At 51.6% G+C, this 17,136-nt stretch carries 16 protein-coding genes; 5 read left to right on the forward strand and 11 right to left on the reverse strand.

The features are described 5' to 3' along the window. Positions 1-3 precede the first annotated feature (3 nt). Complete coding sequence (locus CHM34_RS02530) at positions 4-1,725, forward strand: DEAD/DEAH box helicase (protein ID WP_094262978.1); 1,722 nt, start codon at positions 4-6, stop codon at positions 1,723-1,725. After that, positions 1,706-2,554, forward strand: coding sequence for a YqhG family protein (locus CHM34_RS02535; protein ID WP_169713548.1), 849 nt, complete (start codon positions 1,706-1,708; stop codon positions 2,552-2,554). Before CHM34_RS02530 ends, CHM34_RS02535 begins: the two co-directional genes overlap by 20 nt. A 417-nt stretch (positions 2,555-2,971) precedes the next feature. Here CHM34_RS02535 and CHM34_RS02540 read toward each other — a convergent pair whose 3' ends face one another. From CHM34_RS02540 to betB, 3 genes are all read right to left on the reverse strand, one after another. Further along, positions 2,972-3,760 carry an N-acetylmuramoyl-L-alanine amidase gene (locus CHM34_RS02540; protein WP_094263098.1) on the reverse strand — a complete coding sequence of 263 codons (789 nt, stop codon included), beginning with the start codon at positions 3,758-3,760 and terminating at the stop codon, positions 2,972-2,974. Positions 3,761-3,939: 179 nt separating this feature from the next. Continuing rightward, positions 3,940-5,139 carry a choline dehydrogenase gene (gene gbsB / locus CHM34_RS02545; RefSeq protein ID WP_094263099.1) on the reverse strand — a complete coding sequence of 400 codons (1,200 nt, stop codon included), beginning with the start codon at positions 5,137-5,139 and terminating at the stop codon, positions 3,940-3,942. Positions 5,140-5,162: 23 nt separating this feature from the next. Further along, on the reverse strand, positions 5,163-6,617 hold the full coding sequence (gene betB, locus CHM34_RS02550; protein ID WP_094263100.1) for a betaine-aldehyde dehydrogenase: 1,455 nt from the start codon (positions 6,615-6,617) through the stop codon (positions 5,163-5,165). Positions 6,618-6,890: 273 nt separating this feature from the next. On the opposite strand from betB, the gene cudC reads away from it, so the two are divergent. Then, complete coding sequence (cudC, locus tag CHM34_RS02555) at positions 6,891-7,448, forward strand: choline uptake/conversion transcriptional regulator CudC (protein ID WP_240511824.1); 558 nt, start codon at positions 6,891-6,893, stop codon at positions 7,446-7,448. An 85-nt stretch (positions 7,449-7,533) separates the two neighbouring features. Beyond that, complete coding sequence (locus tag CHM34_RS02560; RefSeq protein WP_439116305.1) at positions 7,534-9,117, forward strand: high affinity choline transporter 1; 1,584 nt, start codon at positions 7,534-7,536, stop codon at positions 9,115-9,117. A gap of 84 nt (positions 9,118-9,201) precedes the next feature. On the opposite strand, the gene CHM34_RS02565 is transcribed toward CHM34_RS02560, so the two are convergent. Both CHM34_RS02565 and CHM34_RS02570 read right to left on the reverse strand, forming a co-directional pair. Further along, on the reverse strand, positions 9,202-9,951 hold the full coding sequence (locus tag CHM34_RS02565; RefSeq protein ID WP_094262980.1) for an amino acid ABC transporter ATP-binding protein: 750 nt from the start codon (positions 9,949-9,951) through the stop codon (positions 9,202-9,204). Positions 9,952-9,965: 14 nt separating this feature from the next. Then, positions 9,966-10,646: an amino acid ABC transporter permease gene (locus CHM34_RS02570; RefSeq protein ID WP_094262981.1), complete on the reverse strand. Its 681-nt coding sequence runs from the start codon at positions 10,644-10,646 to the stop codon at positions 9,966-9,968. 172 nt (positions 10,647-10,818) lie between these two features. Between CHM34_RS02570 and CHM34_RS02575 the strand changes: the two genes are divergently transcribed. Further along, complete coding sequence (locus CHM34_RS02575; protein WP_094262982.1) at positions 10,819-11,121, forward strand: hypothetical protein; 303 nt, start codon at positions 10,819-10,821, stop codon at positions 11,119-11,121. Positions 11,122-11,172: 51 nt separating this feature from the next. Here the strand turns inward: CHM34_RS02575 and CHM34_RS02580 are convergent, their stop codons facing one another. The 6 genes from CHM34_RS02580 to CHM34_RS02605 form a co-directional block, all read right to left on the reverse strand. After that, positions 11,173-11,967: a transporter substrate-binding domain-containing protein gene (locus CHM34_RS02580; RefSeq protein ID WP_439116299.1), complete on the reverse strand. Its 795-nt coding sequence runs from the start codon at positions 11,965-11,967 to the stop codon at positions 11,173-11,175. A gap of 146 nt (positions 11,968-12,113) precedes the next feature. Further along, a complete protein-coding gene (locus CHM34_RS02585) occupies positions 12,114-12,896 on the reverse strand; it encodes a carbon-nitrogen family hydrolase (protein WP_094262984.1) in 783 nt (260 codons plus the stop codon). Positions 12,897-12,955: 59 nt separating this feature from the next. Continuing rightward, positions 12,956-13,318, reverse strand: coding sequence for a hypothetical protein (locus tag CHM34_RS02590; RefSeq protein WP_094262985.1), 363 nt, complete (start codon positions 13,316-13,318; stop codon positions 12,956-12,958). A 386-nt stretch (positions 13,319-13,704) separates the two neighbouring features. Continuing rightward, the gene (locus CHM34_RS02595; RefSeq protein ID WP_094262986.1) at positions 13,705-14,178 is read right to left on the reverse strand and encodes a hypothetical protein; all 474 of its coding nucleotides are present in this window, start codon (positions 14,176-14,178) and stop codon (positions 13,705-13,707) included. 68 nt (positions 14,179-14,246) lie between these two features. Beyond that, entirely contained in the window at positions 14,247-15,551 is a 1,305-nt protein-coding gene (locus CHM34_RS02600; protein WP_094262987.1) for an anti-phage deoxyguanosine triphosphatase, read from the reverse strand. A gap of 176 nt (positions 15,552-15,727) precedes the next feature. Continuing rightward, the gene (locus CHM34_RS02605) at positions 15,728-16,999 is read right to left on the reverse strand and encodes a glycoside hydrolase family 18 protein (RefSeq protein WP_094263103.1); all 1,272 of its coding nucleotides are present in this window, start codon (positions 16,997-16,999) and stop codon (positions 15,728-15,730) included. Between the last annotated feature and the right edge of the window lie 137 nt (positions 17,000-17,136).

Below are 17,136 nucleotides of genomic sequence, written 5' to 3' on the forward strand. Positions count from 1 at the left end.
CGGATGAAGTCGGTACCGATTCGGATGGATCGCAGGTGGCTGAACACTTTTCAAAACCATATGGAAACGGACAGCGGATGGTCAACCTGGGAACGGTTTCAACTAGCGCTGGAGGCGGCCGAGTCCCAAATCATACCCGATTTTGATACGCTGCAATGTCTGCGGAGTTTACAAGGATTCGAACCGCTTCCTCACCAGATTAAAACGGCGCGCCGCGTCTTGGGGGACATGCGGGGCCGGGCGATCCTGGCCGATGAAGTGGGTCTTGGTAAAACGATTGAAGCGGGACTGATCCTCAAAGAATACATGATCCGGGGTTTGGTAAAAAATGCGTTGATCCTTGTTCCTTCTTCCCTTGTTCTTCAGTGGACCCGGGAATTAAACCAAAAGTTCCAGATTCCCGCCGTGGCTCATAAGAAGGAGTGGATGTGGGATCATTGCGATCTCCTGGTTGCATCCATCGACACAGCGAAGCGGAACCCTCACCGTTCCAAAGTCCTTAGCAAGCATTACGATCTCTTGATCGTGGATGAAGCCCATAAACTGAAAAACCGACGGACAAAAAACTGGCAGTTTATCAACGAACTGCAAAAAAAATACGCCCTTCTCCTCACTGCGACACCGGTGCAAAACGATCTTCATGAGCTGTACAATCTAGTCACTCTGCTCAAACCCGGTCAATTGGGACAACAGACCGCCTTTTCCACCAATTATGTCGCCGGAAAGAGGAAACCGAAAAACGAAGCGCAACTGCGGAAAGAAGTTCAACAAGTGATGATCCGCAATAAACGAAGCGACGGCCATATCTCTTTTACCGAGCGCAAGGTACAGACCATCCCTATTACTCTGTCCCCCCCGGAAAGAGAACTTTATGAGGGTATCACCCGATTTATCCGGGATCAGTACCGACAAGGGATGGGCTTAAAAAATCTCCTTTCCCTGATCACCCTGCAAAAAGAGGTTTGCAGCAGTCGGGACGCCGCTTTTTTAACCCTCTTTAAGCTGTTTCAAAAAGGAGAGCAGGGAAAAGAAGAACTCTCTCCGGAAGTTCACCATCTCGTCGACCTCCTTCGAAGGGTCAAACAGCAATCCAAAGTGGAAAAAGCGATTCAACTCATCCAATCCATCGACGAAAAAGTGATCCTGTTTACAGAATACCGGGCGACCCAGGACCTTCTCCTGCGCTCCCTCACTGCGAAAAAAATCCCTGCCGTCCCTTATCGAGGCGGGTTTCAACGAAATAAAAAGGATTGGATGATGGAACTCTTTCGAAACCGGGCTCAGGTCATGGTCGCCACAGAGGCTGGGGGTGAAGGAGTCAACCTCCAATTTTGCCACCACATCATCAATTACGATTTGCCCTGGAACCCGATGCGGGTGGAACAGCGAATCGGACGGGTTCACCGGCTGGGACAGACCAAGGATGTAACGATTTACAACTTCGCCACAGCCGACACCATCGAAGATCATATCCTCTGGCTCCTACACGAAAAAATCGACATGTTCCGAACGGTGATCGGTGACTTGGAAACCATCCTGGAACAGCTGGAATTAAAAGAGGGTGTGGAACAAAACCTGAAGAGAATCATGTTGGAATCCGGGGATGATGAGGAAATCCGGCATCGTCTAACCGGTTTGGGCGATCACATCCGCCGGGCCCGGGAAGAAGTGGAGACAGAAAATCATCGACGGGATGTGTTGTTGGATGGAACCCAATCAAGTTAAATCTTTTACCGAACGGTTTTTAAAAGCTTATGATTGTCGGATCATCGAACAAACACCCGATTATCTTCAGACACAACTCTCCGTAAAAACGGACAAGGATCTGGTTCACCGACCCTTCTATTGGATGTACGTGGAGAAGATGGGAATCAAGCCTCAGCCCGTCACGCTGACCTTTGCTTTTGAGCCGGACAAAGCTCCTCCAAAGATCCGGAGCGAACTTCTCTCCTTCGGTTCCCCCCGGTTCTCTCAGATCCTGAAATCGGCGCAAAAAAACGGACGCTTCGTCCGCCTGTATGAAAACGATTCCGGCCGACTCCGGCGCCGGGACGAATCCAAGCCCTATACGCCCTGGCTCGGTGTCAACTACAAACTCTCCTACATCTGTGACCAAAAGAAGGATGAAATCATTCAGCTAGGCATTCACCTGCGAACCGGCGATCTGTTGCAAGGATTTTTCGACCGGATCCGAAACCGGGAGTGGTCCTCCAAACTTCCCACCCACCGTCATATCATACCGGCTCTGATCTCAGTCCCGGAAGCGGTAGGGGAAATGGAATATTTTTTGCAGGGGATCATTGAACAGCAGGATTTATCCTGGGCCCGTTCCGCCGAAGAGAGAATGAAGCAGGAACTGGCGCGGTTAGACGCCTATTATCCCGAAGAGTGGCGCATGAGCGACGAACTGCACTCCGAAAAGAGACAGCGAATCCGCGAGACCATCCGCCAGTATCACCCCAAAGTGGAGGTGGAAGTGATCAACGCCGGTCTGTTTTACCTGGATGAGGACGTTTCCTTCCACTTGACACCGAAGAAACACCCGATATCCTAAAACAGCCGCCTCTGTCCTTCACGACAGCAGCGGCTGTTTTTCTATAGGAAGGGGGGACGAAATGCCGAATGGAGAGGTATATTCAGGAAAACAAGTCTCGCCTGGGATCGCTTCGCTCCCCGGTCTCGTTATGGCTGACAACCTAGAAGTCCAGTGAAAAAGTCTCCTGTTCGGGAGGGTAGGGTTCCACACGGAGTGCCTTTGGCTCGTCAGAACAACGAAACGGAGTGTGGAACCCCACTCCGACCCACCAAGGACGTGCTCAATCACAAAGCTTCTAGTGGAAATTTTCGGAGGACTGAACCGAACTCGCTTTTCCTTATGAATGCGGGTTCGGTTCGGAGAAAAGGTCGCGGATCGTTTCACATCTGCAGGAGGGCAACCCGGCGCGAAGTCGAAAATCGGGCTCCGTTCAAGTTACTCATAAAGGATATAAGCGTCGGAAATTCCCAGATCCTCGACTTCTTGCAAGCGAACTTCGGCATTCGCCCTTTCCCGAAAAGCTCCTGCCTGCACCCGATACCAGGTTTGACCGTCTATCTCGACGGAAACAATAAACGCTCCAATCCCGTTTTCCTCCAAAAATTGTTTTCTGTTTTCGGCATTTTGGCGTTCCTGAAACGATCCAGCGATGACTTTATACAGTTTATCCGGTGCTCCCGGTAAAGAAAGAGCTTTGGCAATCCCCTCACCGATCGCCCTGGACAAATCATTGATAAATGACGAATTCCGCAACAGGTTCAGATCCGAAGTGGTATCGATAAACAGGTTCTCCAACAGAATCGCCGGCATATGCGATTCCCGGAGCACATGAAAGTTGGCCCGTTTCTTGCCCCGATCCCGCACTCCGTATTGACCGCCGATTACGCCCATGACTGTGGAATGAATGGTATTCTGGGCTTGAACGGTTTTATCGGAAACACTTCCGTTGTAGATATAGCTTTCCCATCCGGTACCTCCGCCTGCATTGATGTGGATCGAGCAAAAATAGTCCGCATTGTTTCTGTTGGCCAATTGGGTTCTTTCACTCAGACTGACCGTCTGATCCGAGGTTCGGGTCATCAACAGATCAACATCATAGTTGTTCTGCAGATAGTCCCTCACCCTCAACCCGATTTGCAGAGTAAAGTCCTTTTCCCGGTAGCTGCCGTTAACGGCTCCGGGGTCGCTCCCCCCGTGTCCGGGATCGATTACGACTTTCGCCATCATCCATCACCTCTACTATCAATCTATGAAGGCGAAACCGGTCCGGTCAGAGGCAACGGTGGAAATCTACTAGAAAGGAAATAAAAAAGGCGACGCCAAGCTGCGGTCGGCAGCAGGCAGTCGCCTTTTTGAATAGCGGGGCAAAGCCCTGGTGTCCTATCGGTCGCAGAGATTGCTTTTTAGTAAATCGTGGATTCTTCCAGACCCAGACAGCGGCGGTAAATCCACTTGTAACCCTCCAGGTCGATAATCCGAGGGTTGCCGAAGGTTTGCGGATCATCATAGGCGGCTTGGGCGTAGCGGTCAATCTGTTCCGGATCGACTCCCTGTTCCGACAGGGTCGGGATATTCAGCTCCATCACCAGAGCTTCCACTTCCAGGATGGCGGATTTCGCCGCCTCTTCTGTGGTCATCCCTTCCGTATCCACTCCCAGCGCCTTAGCGATCCGGGCGAATTTATCCGGGCAGCCCATCCAGTTATACTCCATCACGGGAGGCAACATCGCGGAAACACACTGTCCGTGCATGACCGGCACCATTCCGCCCAGGGTTTGCGCCATGGCGTGAGCCGCGCCGGCGGAATCGCTTCCGTAGGACAGACCGGCCAGCATCGCAGCCTGGGCCATTCCGTAGCGAGCTTCGATATCCTGGCCATTGGCATAAGCCCGGCGGATGTATTTGGCCACATACTCCATCGCCAAGAGGGCGACAGCGTCAGTGATCGGTTGGGATTGGTGCATCGTATAGCATTCGATGGCGTGGGACAAAGCGTCCACTCCGGTAGCGGCGGTGATATGCGGCGGCATGGACAGATGCAACTCGGGATCGATGATCGCCATGTAAGCCGGGATCAGCGGACCACCGGTGTTAAACTTGATCTCCCGTACCGGGTCCTTAATCACCGCCCACTGAGTCACTTCACTGCCGGTACCGGCGGTGGTGGGAATGGTGATAAACGGCGGAATCCGATGCTCCAACGGTTTCCCGTTATCGGAAGCCTCATAATTGAGTACAGGCTCACCGTGGGCCACTTCAACACCGATCCCCTTGGCGGTATCCATGGAGCTGCCTCCGCCGATCGCGATCAGACCGTTGCATCCCTGCTCATTGAAAACTTTACTGCCCCGGCCGATCAGCTCCGTATCGGGTTCACCCTGAATCTCATTAAAAACGTAAACATCGACACCCGCTTCCCGCAGGTTTTTTTCGACGGGTTCCACAATACCGGCCTGATAAATCCCCTTATCGGTGACAATCATCGCCTTGCTGATTCCCAAATTCTTGGCTTCTTCACCGGTGGTTCGGGAGGCACCGATACCGGATTTCACCGTAGTCGGCATTACAAATTGTTTCATGTCCATCATCTGTTCAAAACGCATCATCGCCCATTCCTCCTTCGCGATTAAAACCAACCCATCGGTTGGGGATTCAGATTATGGTAGATATGTTTCTGTTCTGTGTACTCCTCCAAGCCGGTTTTACCCAGCTCCCGGCCGATTCCGGACTGTTTGTAACCGCCCCAAGGTGCTTGCGGGAAGTAGGGATGGAAATCGTTGATCCAGACTGTTCCCATCCGCAGAGCACGGCTGACGCGCTGAGCCCGGTACATATCCTGGGTCCAAACCCCGCCGGCCAAGCCATAAGCGGAATCGTTGGCCAATTGAATGGCTTCCCCTTCCGTACGGAAGGTTTCAATCGTAAGGATCGGTCCGAAGGTTTCCTCCTGAACGATCTTCATCTTTGTGTCACAACCGTCAAAAATGGTCGGTTCCACAAAGAATCCCTTTTCATATTCTTCCCCGTTCGGCCGCTTGCCGCCGATCAGGAGTTTCGCCCCTTCTTCTTGCCCGATTTGGATGTATTTTTCCACTTTGGCCCGGTGCTCTCCGGATGTCAACGGCCCCATCTGGGTAGCTTCATCCAACCCGTTGCCCAACCGGATGCGTTTAACCCGCTTAAGAAGCTCTTCGACCAGCCGGTCGTGAAGGCTTTCTTCCACGATCAAACGGGCTCCGGCGGAACAGACTTGTCCGGCATGGAAGTAGACAGCGTTCATCGCATAATCGACCGTCGTTTCAAAATCACTGTCGGCAAAGACGATATTGGGGTTCTTCCCGCCGAGTTCCAGGGCGATTTTCTTCATATTGCCGGAAGCGGCCTGCATAATTTTGCGGCCGGTCTCGACTCCACCGGTAAAGGAAATCAGATCCACCTCGGGAGATTCGGACAACTCGGCTCCCACGGAAGGTCCAGGACCGGTCACGACGTTGACAACCCCCTTGGGGAAACCGATCTCCTCCATCAATTCCACGATTTTCAGCGATGTCATGGGAGTAGTCTCACTCGTCTTCAATACCATCGTACACCCCGCCGCCAAAGCGGGAGCCAACTTCCAAGAAGCTTGCAACAGTGGATAGTTCCAAGGCGTAATCATCCCCGCCACACCGACAGGCTCCCGGATGACTTGGCTGACCGCATCAGGCATCGGCGGTTCGATGATTTCCCCGCCGTCCTTATCGGCCAAGCCTGCATAATAGCGGAACACACCGGCGATATCCTCCATATCCGCCCGACTTTCCACCAATGTCTTACCGGAGTCCAGTGTCTCCAGACGGGCCAGCTCTTCATTGTGGCGATCGATGGATTCCGCAATCTGGTACAGCTTCTTTCCCCGTTCAGCGGCGGGGAGATGGGGCCATTCTCCATGATCAAAGGCTTCCCGGGCAGCTTGGATCGCACGTTTTGCATCGGTGCGATCCCCTTCCGGGACGACAGCGATCACTTCCTGGTTATAAGGGTTGATGATCTCCCTTGTATCACCGGATTGGGCCGCCACCCATTCACCATTGATAAACATCTTTTTCGGTTCCAACTACCACTCACCTCAATTCACTTTAAAGTTTGTACAGTTTTTTCTGTACGAACTGATTCATCTGTAAGATTACCACTCGAATGTTCATTGTGCAACCCTGCTTTTATCATAACCTTCAATCGTCCCTTTCATTTGACATCCCGATTCACTATGTTAGTATGTGAAACGTCCGTACAAAGAAAACTGTACAAACGATTTGTTCGGGATTTTTTTGGGTACGATAAGAATGTATGAGGTTCTCATGAAGGAGTGTCTGCTTTGGCGTCCTCAGATATGAGCCATATTGAAAATGCACGCCGCGATTATATTGAATCCCTGGCGGAAACAATGGAAATGTACGGTCTCAGCCCTTCCATGGGAAGAGTGTTCGGAATCATGTTTTTCCATGAAAGTCCGATGACCCTTGACGAGATGCGCAACCTGACCGGGATGAGCAAAACGAGTATGAGTACCGGTGTTCGGGCCCTCTCGGAATTGAAATTGGTCCATAAAAAATGGCAAAAAGGGGTTCGCAAGGACTTGTATGAAGCGGAACACGATCAGTTTCGCTCCTTCGTGGAATTTTTCGCCCGGCTTTGGGAAAAAGAGATTGAACTGAATCAAAAAGCATTGGCGAAAACAGAGAAAAAACTCATCCGATTGATGGAAGAGGATCAAACTCCGGAGGAGGAAGCGCGGCAAGCCAAAGAGGACTTGAAAAAACTGGCCGAAGCCAAACGCTATTACGCTTGGCTCAGGAACTTGGTCAGTGTTTTTGAAAACGGAGACATCTTCCAATACGTACCCATTCCCGACGATCCAGACAGCAAGAGCTAAGGAGTGATGGCACACTGTGGGAGACAATAACAATCATGGTACGGATCAGAAGCGTTCTTTTTGGACTTCTCCGGGGACCCTCGGCATCCTGGGGATTCTCATCGTTTTCAGTTTAATCTTCATCTATGCCGTGGTCACTGAACGGGAAGTGTTCTGGGGCGGTCTGTTCTTCATGCTGATCTCTTACGCTCTCGTATACTACATCGGTGCAGTAACCGCCGGCAAAAAAAGCGACAACCTGAGCGATATGATGCTGGGAGGTCGCCAAGTCCCCATTTGGATATCCATGTTCACCATGGCTGCTACCTGGGTCGGGGGCGGTTATATCAACGGTACGGCTGAAAGTTCCTATGCCTCCGGCCTCGTATGGGTGCAGGCACCCTGGGGGTACGCCCTCAGTCTGATTATTGGCGGAATTTTCTACGCCCGAAAGATGCGCCGCTACCAATTCACCACCATGCTGGACCCCTTGGAGGCCCGTTTCGGTGACCGCGTCACCGGAGTCCTGTTCCTCCCGGCCCTCGCCGGTGAAATCTTCTGGAGCGGAGCGATTCTGACGGCTCTGGGAACCACTTTCGGAACCATTTTAGGATTGGATTTCACGACTTCCATCATCCTTTCCGCCGCCATCGCTGTCGCCTATACGGTTGTCGGCGGTCTGTGGTCCGTTGTATACACCGACGTGTTGCAATTCGGCATCATCATCGTCGGTCTGTACCTGGTCGTTCCCTTCGCCCTCGGAGAGACCGGCGGCTTCGCCCAAAACTGGTCCAACTATGTCACCGGGATGGAACAAATGGGAAGCAACTTTTCCAGCCTGATTCCTCCCCTGGATGGATGGAAAGATCCGGATTGGGGTCCGTATTATTGGAATTGGTGGGATTCCGCCCTTCTGCTCATCTTCGGCGGTATCCCATGGCAGGTATACTTCCAGCGGGTTCTTTCCGCGAAGAGCGAAAAAACAGCCATGTGGCTGTCCATCCTCGCCGGTTTCTGGGCGATCATCGCCGCTATCCCCGCGGCATTGATCGGAGTGATCGGTTTCAATACCGATTGGGCGGCACTCGGAGCCTCAGAACCCGAAACCTCCGCACTAATTCTGCCCTATGTTCTCCGCTATCTGACACCTGAGTTGATCGGCGCCCTCGGGCTGGGTGCTCTAGCGGCGGCTGTGATGAGCTCCGTGGACTCATCGATTCTGTCCGCTTCCTCCTTGGCCTCCTGGAACGTGTATCGCCCGCTGGTGAAGCCGAAAGCCTCCGGGGAACAACTGCAAAAAATCATCAAGCGGTCGATCGTCATCATCGGAGTGGCTGCCACGTTGATCGCCCTCAATGTGAAAAGTGTTTACGAACTGTGGTACCTGAGCAGCGATTTTGTTTACTGCATGCTGTTCCCGCAGTTGACCATGGCTCTCTTCTTTAAAGGAGCCAACCGGTATGGATCCATCGCCGGATTGGTCGTCGCCTTTATCCTTCGATTCGGCGGCGGTGAGCCGGTATTGGGGATTCCCCAGATTATCCCTTATCCGATGGTGGAAGACGGAGCTGTCCTCTTCCCCTTCCGAACGTTGGCCATGGTCTCCAGCCTGATCGCGATCTACGTGGTATCCAAACTGACGGCGAAGATCTGCCCCCCGCGTCCGCTGAAAAACTTGAGGAAAATTTGACCGTAAAACAGCTGTTACGAAAAAAAGCACTCTCCTGTGTCAGGAGAGTGCTTTTTTAGCGGAGAACCCGAAATCGTTCATGGATCATTTCTTTTCCACCGGCATTTTTGATAAAAACCGGCGCGTCCGTTCCCGGTTCGGGCTGGAGAAAATCTGCGACGGAGGACCCGCCTCTACAATCTTTCCCTCATCCATGAAAACCACTTGATCCGCCACATCCCGGGCGAACTCCATCTCGTGGGTCACGATGACCATCGTCTGTTTTTCCTTGGCCAACTCTTTCATCGTAAGAAGCACTTCACCGATCAATTCCGGATCCAGGGCGGATGTCGGCTCATCAAAAAGAAGCACCTCCGGCTCCATCGCCAGAGCCCGGGCGATCGCCACCCGTTGCTGCTGACCCCCGGAAAGCTGGGAGGGATACGCCTCTTCCTTATCCGCCAAACCCACTTTAGCCAAGAGCTCTCTCCCCCGGTGAACCACCCGGTCTCTGTCTGCCTTTTTTACGACCAGAGGACCTTCAATGACATTTTCCAAAGCCGTTTTGTGAGGAAACAGATTAAAATTTTGAAATACCATTCCCGTCTTCCCGCGGAGTTCTCGGATCTCCCGCTCTTTGGGAGAACGGTTCCCGAAAACGATCCGCTTCTCGTCGACAGCGATCTCCCCCCGCGTCGGTATTTCCAGCAGGTTGATACAGCGAAGCAGGGTGGATTTTCCGGAACCGCTGGGCCCGATGACGCACAAGACTTGTCCTTGCTCCACCCGCCAGTCAATCCCCTTTAACACCTCATGTTCATCAAATTGTTTATATAAATCCCGGATGTCGATCATCCTGTCACCCCCTTTTACGCCGCGAAGCGGCCGTATCGTTTTTCCAGGCGATCCTGAAACAGATTGAGCACGGTACAGATCACCCAATACATCATGGCCACCAGCAAATACATCGTCATATAATCAAAGGATTGCCCCCCGATGATTTTGGCTCGGTACAACATCTCCGGCACGGTGATGACGGAGAGCAGGGACGTATCCTTTACCAAACTGAGAAAGGTGTTGGCCAGAGGAGGTAAAGCGACACGGACCGACTGAGGAATCACAATCCGCCGCATAGTCTGCCAATAAGTCATATTGAGTGATTGAGCCGCCTCCCACTGGCCGTTGGGAATGGATAGAATCGCTCCCCGGATCGTCTCTGCCGCGTATCCCCCCACATTGAGAGAAAGGCCGATAATCGCCGCGGTAATCGGAGTCAACGTGAGCCCGATAACCTGAAGTCCGAAATACAGAATAAACAGCTGGACCAACAGCGGCGTTCCCCGGATCACGGAAATATAGGCCCGGGCCGGCCATCGAAGTCCGATTTTTCCGGACATCCGTCCGATTGCTGTGATTAAACCGAGAATCAATCCGATGAACATCGTCAAAAAGCTGAGGAAAATGGTATATCCGACCCCTTGCAGAACAAAGGGAAAGGATTCAAGTGCCAGTTGCGGGTCAAAAAGCTTCTCCCATTGAATCTCCATCATCGCCATCCTCTTTTCTCTATAAAGGTGCGCACCGCGGTATCCGATTTTTACGATGAAAGGCCCGCGGGTGAGTATTGTCCTCGAGGTTGGTTTATTTTAGTATGGAACATAAAGACGTGCCCGGATCCGGTTCCGCCGTCTTAAAAATCATCAACGAAAGGGGGTGCCATGCATGCTCAAGCTGGACATTCAGATCGATATTGCCTGCGAATACAAGGGAGTCGACAAAGAAGCGTTCCATCGGGACCTGCAGAGCACCCTGGAAAAGTACTTTGAACTCAATTCTATCCATATCCGAAAAGAGATTCATACTGTAGAAGTGGAAAAAATCAACCTAAAAGAACAGCAGGAAAAACCGGATTTTCACGACACCGTCGACATTGAACGAAAGCCTCTGGTAACCGTCTTCCACCCCGCCGACGAGCAGGAAGACTCCTTGGCCGGGAAGAAAAAACAACCGAACACTTTGTATTAAATAACCGAATGAAAGGGAAAATCCTCTGGCCCGCCCAGAGGATTTCTCGTACTACGGGTTTGAAACATCTTCCCCGAACCATTTTTTTGAGATCTCGGTCAAGGTACCGTCCTGACGCATCTCGTCGAGTGCTTGATTCATCGCTTTTACCAGATCCTCATTTCCCTTGGGGACAGGAAAAGCCATCTCTGATTTCTCCATCGGTTTTCCGACTGTCTTTAAAGGCAAATCGACGGATTTCATCATTTCCGCTACCGCCAAACGATCATTAAAGCTGACATCAGCCCGTTTGGCAGCCACATCTCTCATCGCCGTCATCATATCTTCATAGGCGACGATGTTGGCACCGGCCTCCTCAGCCATTTTTCCATAATTGCTGGTCGGAGTCTGGGCCGCTTTTTTCCCTTTGACGTCCTCGAGTTCTTTAATCTCATCGTTCTCCTTGTGAACGACCATCGTCGCATAAGACACGGTGTAAGGTTCGGTAAAGTCGTATTTTTCCTTTCGTTTCTCCTTAATCCCGACCTGATTGGCCACTGTATCGAAACGTCCCGTGTTCAAACTGGTTAACATGGAATCCCAGGGGCTTTCCACAAACTTGGCCTTCACCCCCATCCGTTCGGCCATTTCTTTGGCCACTTCCACGTCGTAACCGGTCAATTGATCGGTCTTTTCATCCCGAAAGCTGAACGGTTTATAGGTACCCTCTGTACCAATGCGGATTTCCCCCCGCTTTTTGATTCCCTCGAGAAGGTCTTTGTTCTGTCCGGCCTCCTGGTCCCCTCCTCCGCAAGCTGTCAATACGGCCAGAGAGATCAGAGCCAAACCGGTCCATAACTTCTTCAACAAATCCACCCCTTTATTTATTCCCACTTCATCCATCGGTATTATCGATTTAGTACGTGTTTCATATTAGCTGAGAGTTCCTCGACTGTCAATCAACCGAACGCCCGTCCTCAAAAGAAAAAGAAGCCTTTCGGCTTCTTCATCGGTCACAGGCGATAGCGGTCAGGAACCCGATCCTTGAAAACGGGAATTTTTCGCCGCACCCGATCCACTTCGTTCAGATCGATATCCACTGTTAGAATGGTTTCTTCTTCCTCCCCTTCGGCCAAGATCTCTCCCCAGGGATCGATGACCATGGAATGACCGCAAAAAGTGTTTTTGCCCCCTTGTCCCACCCGATTGACAGCCACGACAAAGAGCTGGTTTTCAACAGCCCGGGCTTGATTGAGCACTCGCCAATGGTTTAAGCGGGGATGAGGCCACTCCGCAGGAACGAACAAAATCTGCATCCCGTCCAGAGCCAAGGAACGAATCATTTCCGGAAACCGCAAATCGTAGCAAATAATGATCCCGGCCCGGTGGCCCCCGATTTCAAAAGCCACGCGTCCGTCTTCTCCCGGGATCAGATACTTTTCTTCCTCCATCAGACGAAACAAGTGCAACTTCCGATAACCAGCCAACTCCGTCCCATCCGGCGAAAAAACATAACCGGCATTGTAACAGCCCTTTTCGTCCTTTTCCGCAATCGAACCCGCGACAAGGGTCACCTTTTTCTCGCGGGCCAATCGGGACATCCACTCCCGCAATGCTCCCCGATCAGCGATATCATCCAGGCGGGTCAAATCGTATCCGGTATTCCACATTTCAGGCAGAACCACCACCTCCGCCTGTTCCTGCTCCACCGCCTGCTCCACTCTTTCCCGCACGCGCCGGCAGTTTTCATCAGGCTGTCCAAAGGCGATGTCCATCTGTATGCTTGAAATTTTCATTCCGGGTTTTCTCCCCCTTTCTCCTTTTATTCAAACAAAAACATGGCCTCCATGCCATGCTATAAATTGCTGATTCTTTTTGTTTCGGCGGCGAAATACTGGTTGGGAAAAAAATAAAGAGAGCGGAGCAATGTTTTGTACCGTTGCTTCATTTCATCCCGGTAAGTGAAAAAGGATTCACCCCGCAAGTGGAGCAGGCTGAAACAGCACAGATAAAGAAAGCTGACCACCTCGTGGACATGAGGATAACGCCTGGCCAGATCCCGACGATGCACCACATCCTGAAGATCCTGAACCCGAGAACAGACTTTCAGCACTTCACCTTTATCCTCGGCCTCGATCCGCAGTAAAGCTTGTACACTCCAATCGATGGAGGACAAAATTTCCTTCAGCTCACTGTACTGACGGTTTTCAACGATCACTTCCTACCACCTGCCACCCTTTTCGTTCTCTCACGAAACACGTTCCAAGACCAAACAACCCGACTATGCCGCGGAACCGCCTGACGCCCAACCTTCCGGATACAAAAACTTCAAAAAAATTTAACGGGATTTACGCTGGATTTCTCTTACGGCCAGGAAGGTAAAAGGATAGAGTGTTAGATCTTCGATGCCGTTAAAAGCAAAATTCCATCAAATTTTGCTATTTGAAAGCAAATCGGAAAAATATCCCTTCCGAAACAGTTGTAGATTTTGTCGATTAAAAACGAAGTGGATTTGTCAATGATCTTCTGTATATTATGTTAAATTTTTCCCGGATGGTTATAGATACAATATACCATCCCGGAAAACGGTCTTCAAGAAGATTTTCAAACAGAAAAGCATGCGGGAATCACCTGGGAAAAAGTCTGATAGAAATTGGTTTTATTTGCTGAAAAAGAAAAAGGAACCATAACAGAAGTGGTTGAGTCACTGGTGGGACGTGATCCCGGTTCGACAGAACGGGCTTGTTCGGTCTCGATAATGCGCTGAAGGTAAAGAATCGGTCCAATCATGCAACGGCTCACCCTGTCCGAAGCCCTCCGCACCACCACCCGAACCTTTAGTCCATCCACCTGCACCCGGGCCAACTGCTCCGCATCCCCCACTAACTCAAACCGTTCCCCCGATTCGTCCACCAGCACCCAACATCCTCCCTGGATGTCGAGATAACGCATGGTACCTTTCAAAATAAAATCGCCGGAAGGCTCCGCTTGGACCGGCAGCCCCGAAAGTGTCCATCCGCAGAGGGCGACCAGAAAACAGAGTCCTCCCCGACGGAGAAACAAAGTCAGTTTGTTCATCTTTTACGAACTCCTCGATCGATGTCTCCTGTGGGATATAGGGTGTGATAAAATCCGCCGGATTATCCCTAAACCCCTCTCCCGGAACCGTACAGGCGATCGTACATCTTAAGGGCGAAGGGATCCGTCATCCCCGCGATATAATCGCAAACCACCCGCAGCCGGCTGTCCGGGTTCCGTTCAATCTTTTTACGATCATTTTCCGGAAGGAGTTTCATTTCCTCTCGGTAAGCGTCGAACAACATGCGAACCACCCGTTCACCTCTCCACCCCATCGCCCGCACTTGGGGAGAGTGAATCACTCTTTTTTCCACCACTTCTTTTAAACGGGCATTCAGCTCTTTCAAATCATCAGGCAGAACCGCACGATATTTTAACCGGTCTCGGAAGGACGTCTCTCCGACTTGAATCATCTCAATGCGGTTGACGAAAGCAGAGATCAGAAAAGCAAAAAGTTGTTTCAGATCCGATTTGAAATCTTCCCTCCGGGGATTCAGAAAGCGTGTCACTTCCGCCGCCCGTTCGACTTCCTCATAACGCCCGTATCCTCCCCGGGTAAGGATCGCCTGCAGTTCCTCACATTCCACTAACTGGAGGTTGATCGCATCCTCCAGATCATGAGTGGCGTAAGCGATATCGTCAGCCAGCTCAACGATGGAACACTCGAAGGAAAGATTTAAGGTTCTCTGTGGGCAATCCAGTCGGGACGGTTCCTTCTGTTCCAGATAAAAGGCTCGTTCCTCCTCCGACAGCGGGGCTAAAACCCATTCAAAGGTTTCCCGATCACAGTTGAAAATACTGGCCTTCGGCGGCCAGCCCCGCCTACCGGCATCCCGAAGCAACTCCTCATCGTAGACAATGGGATACTTGAGGACCGCCATCAACAGGCCGCGGGTCAGATTCAACCCCTCCCCCTTCTTTCCCTCCAACCGGGTTAACAAGCGAAACGTATGAGCGTTTCCCTCAAATCCCCCTTCCTCCAACATACAGCCATTAAGCGCTCTTTCCCCTTCGTGCCCGAAGGGTGGATGACCCAGATCGTGAGCCAGCGAGGCGGCTTCCACCAACGAAATATCGATCTTTGCCCCTTCCTGCAACCTCTCTGACCGGTGGTTGAGAGAAAGGGCGATTCCCCTGGCAATTTGTGCCGTTTCTAATGAATGGGTCAGGCGAGTCCTGTGAAAATCCCCCACCTCTGTTCCAATCACTTGCTTTTTGGCCTGCAGCCTTCGAAAAGCGGCACTATGAATAATCCGGCCGTAATCCCGCTCAAAATCATCCCGGATCTCCCGGTTGGATCGGGAACGTTCGCCAAATCTCCGTTTCCGATCCTCTTTGGAATAAAAGGGATTCTCCCGATCGGTCAGCAGCATCGCTCGCTCCTCCCATCTTCGTCATTTTTGCTTTGAATCGTTTCTTCCAATATATCAGACTTTCGCTTTTTGGTCAGAAGGTTGAACCTGCACCAAAACGATCATGTGCGCCAGCGATTCTAAGCCCTTTGAACAAAAGAAGACGACCCCGAACGGGGCCGTCTTCCTATCGTCCCTTATCGAAGGTCGTTGTATACTTGATTTAAGAGGGTGCCGTTCCGATCGGAAGCCAACTCCCAGAACATCGCTCCAGCCAATCCCTTGGATTTTATATAGTCGGTCTTATACCCGATCGATTCCTCATCGTCGTAAGTAATGAAAGTTTGGGTGTCCGGATTGTACAGGTACGGGACTTTGGCGTCATCGTTCCAGTGGCGGGTATAACCGTTTTTGTTGATATAGTTTTCCTCAAGATCGGCGTAGTCGAACACTCCATCTTCCCAGGTTCCTTCTCGGGCGGGTCCGGAGCATGACTGATACAGACCGTTGTTGCTCGATGAACAGCCGTCCCAGCCCCGGCCGTAGAAAGGCATCCCAAGGACGAGCTTGTCTTTGGGTACTCCTGCATCCAGATGTCCTTGAACCGCGGCGTCCACATAGTAATTGTCCGCGTGGGAGGAAGGATCATCGGGATCTCGATAGAGGGGAGCGTTGTTGTTGCTTTCATCTTCCCAACCACCGTGGAAATCATAGGTCATAATGTTGATCCAATCGAGATCATCCTCCACCTTGTCCAATTCCGTATTTTCGACATAGTCGGGGCTGGCCCCGCTAGCGATCGTCAGCAGATAATCCTTGCCGTCCTCTGCACCCGCTTGATCCAGCGTCTCTCTCATCTTTTTCATCAGGAGAGTGAAGTTTTGCTTGTCTTCCGGCCGGCCCGGCTCCAAACCGCCGTCCACCGGATACTCCCAGTCCAGATCCACTCCGTCGAATCCCCACTCCCGGATGAAATCGACCGCACTCTCGGCAAACTTGGTCCGAGAAGCTTCCGTCATGGCCACATCGGAAAAGTTGCCGGACCAGGTCCAGCCTCCCACAGAGATCAACGTCTTCAAATGGGGGTGTTCCTGTTTCAGTTTGTTCAGCTGATTGAAGTTCCCCCGCTTACAGCCGGGTTCCCAGCAATCCCCGGGGAAGAACTTGTCTGTATCGGCATAGGGATCGCCCAATACGACCTCCCCGCCGGAAATATTGGCGAAAGCGTAATTAATATGGGTGACTTTACTCGCGTCGATATCAGCGACCTGATAGTCTCTGTCATAGGTTGCCCAACCCGGATAATAGGCAATGACTTTGTGTTCCGAATCCGTTTGCACTGTAAGGGATTCGCCGGCATCAGAAGTGTTTCCCGCCGCGTCTCCCGCTTTGACGGGAACGGGTTGAAAACCGGAAACCAACGTGAAAATCAGCAAGGCGGTCAAACACAGCGCAGCGCTTTTGGTCATCAAACGGGAATGGCTGAGGAAAGGAAACAATCGAATCACACCTTTCTCAATATTCGGTCATCCGATTAAAAACCACAGCGGCATGTACCGATCATGGATGGAACGGATCGTTTTCATCCCCCCTTTAACGTATAGTT

The sequence above is a fragment of the Paludifilum halophilum genome (genome assembly GCF_002245355.1).
GTDB classification, from domain to species: Bacteria; Bacillota; Bacilli; order Thermoactinomycetales; family DSM-45169; genus Paludifilum; species Paludifilum halophilum.

Excerpts from the sequence above, each read along its gene's own strand:
- gbsB (WP_094263099.1), bottom strand. The coding sequence starts at position 5,139 with ATGCGTTTTGAACAGATGATGGACATGAAACAATTTGTAATGCCGACT.
- CHM34_RS02585 (WP_094262984.1), bottom strand. The coding sequence starts at position 12,896 with ATGAAAATTTCAAGCATACAGATGGACATCGCCTTTGGACAGCCTGAT.
- CHM34_RS02595 (WP_094262986.1), bottom strand. The coding sequence starts at position 14,178 with ATGAACAAACTGACTTTGTTTCTCCGTCGGGGAGGACTCTGTTTTCTG.
- CHM34_RS02540 (WP_094263098.1), bottom strand. The coding sequence starts at position 3,760 with ATGGCGAAAGTCGTAATCGATCCCGGACACGGGGGGAGCGACCCCGGA.
- CHM34_RS02530 (WP_094262978.1), top strand. The coding sequence starts at position 4 with ATGAAGTCGGTACCGATTCGGATGGATCGCAGGTGGCTGAACACTTTT.
- betB (WP_094263100.1), bottom strand. The coding sequence starts at position 6,617 with ATGTTTATCAATGGTGAATGGGTGGCGGCCCAATCCGGTGATACAAGG.
- CHM34_RS02565 (WP_094262980.1), bottom strand. The coding sequence starts at position 9,951 with ATGATCGACATCCGGGATTTATATAAACAATTTGATGAACATGAGGTG.
- CHM34_RS02600 (WP_094262987.1), bottom strand. The coding sequence starts at position 15,551 with ATGCTGCTGACCGATCGGGAGAATCCCTTTTATTCCAAAGAGGATCGG.
- CHM34_RS02570 (WP_094262981.1), bottom strand. The coding sequence starts at position 10,646 with ATGATGGAGATTCAATGGGAGAAGCTTTTTGACCCGCAACTGGCACTT.
- CHM34_RS02575 (WP_094262982.1), top strand. The coding sequence starts at position 10,819 with ATGCTCAAGCTGGACATTCAGATCGATATTGCCTGCGAATACAAGGGA.
- CHM34_RS02605 (WP_094263103.1), bottom strand. The coding sequence starts at position 16,999 with ATGACCAAAAGCGCTGCGCTGTGTTTGACCGCCTTGCTGATTTTCACG.
- CHM34_RS02535 (WP_169713548.1), top strand. The coding sequence starts at position 1,706 with ATGGAACCCAATCAAGTTAAATCTTTTACCGAACGGTTTTTAAAAGCT.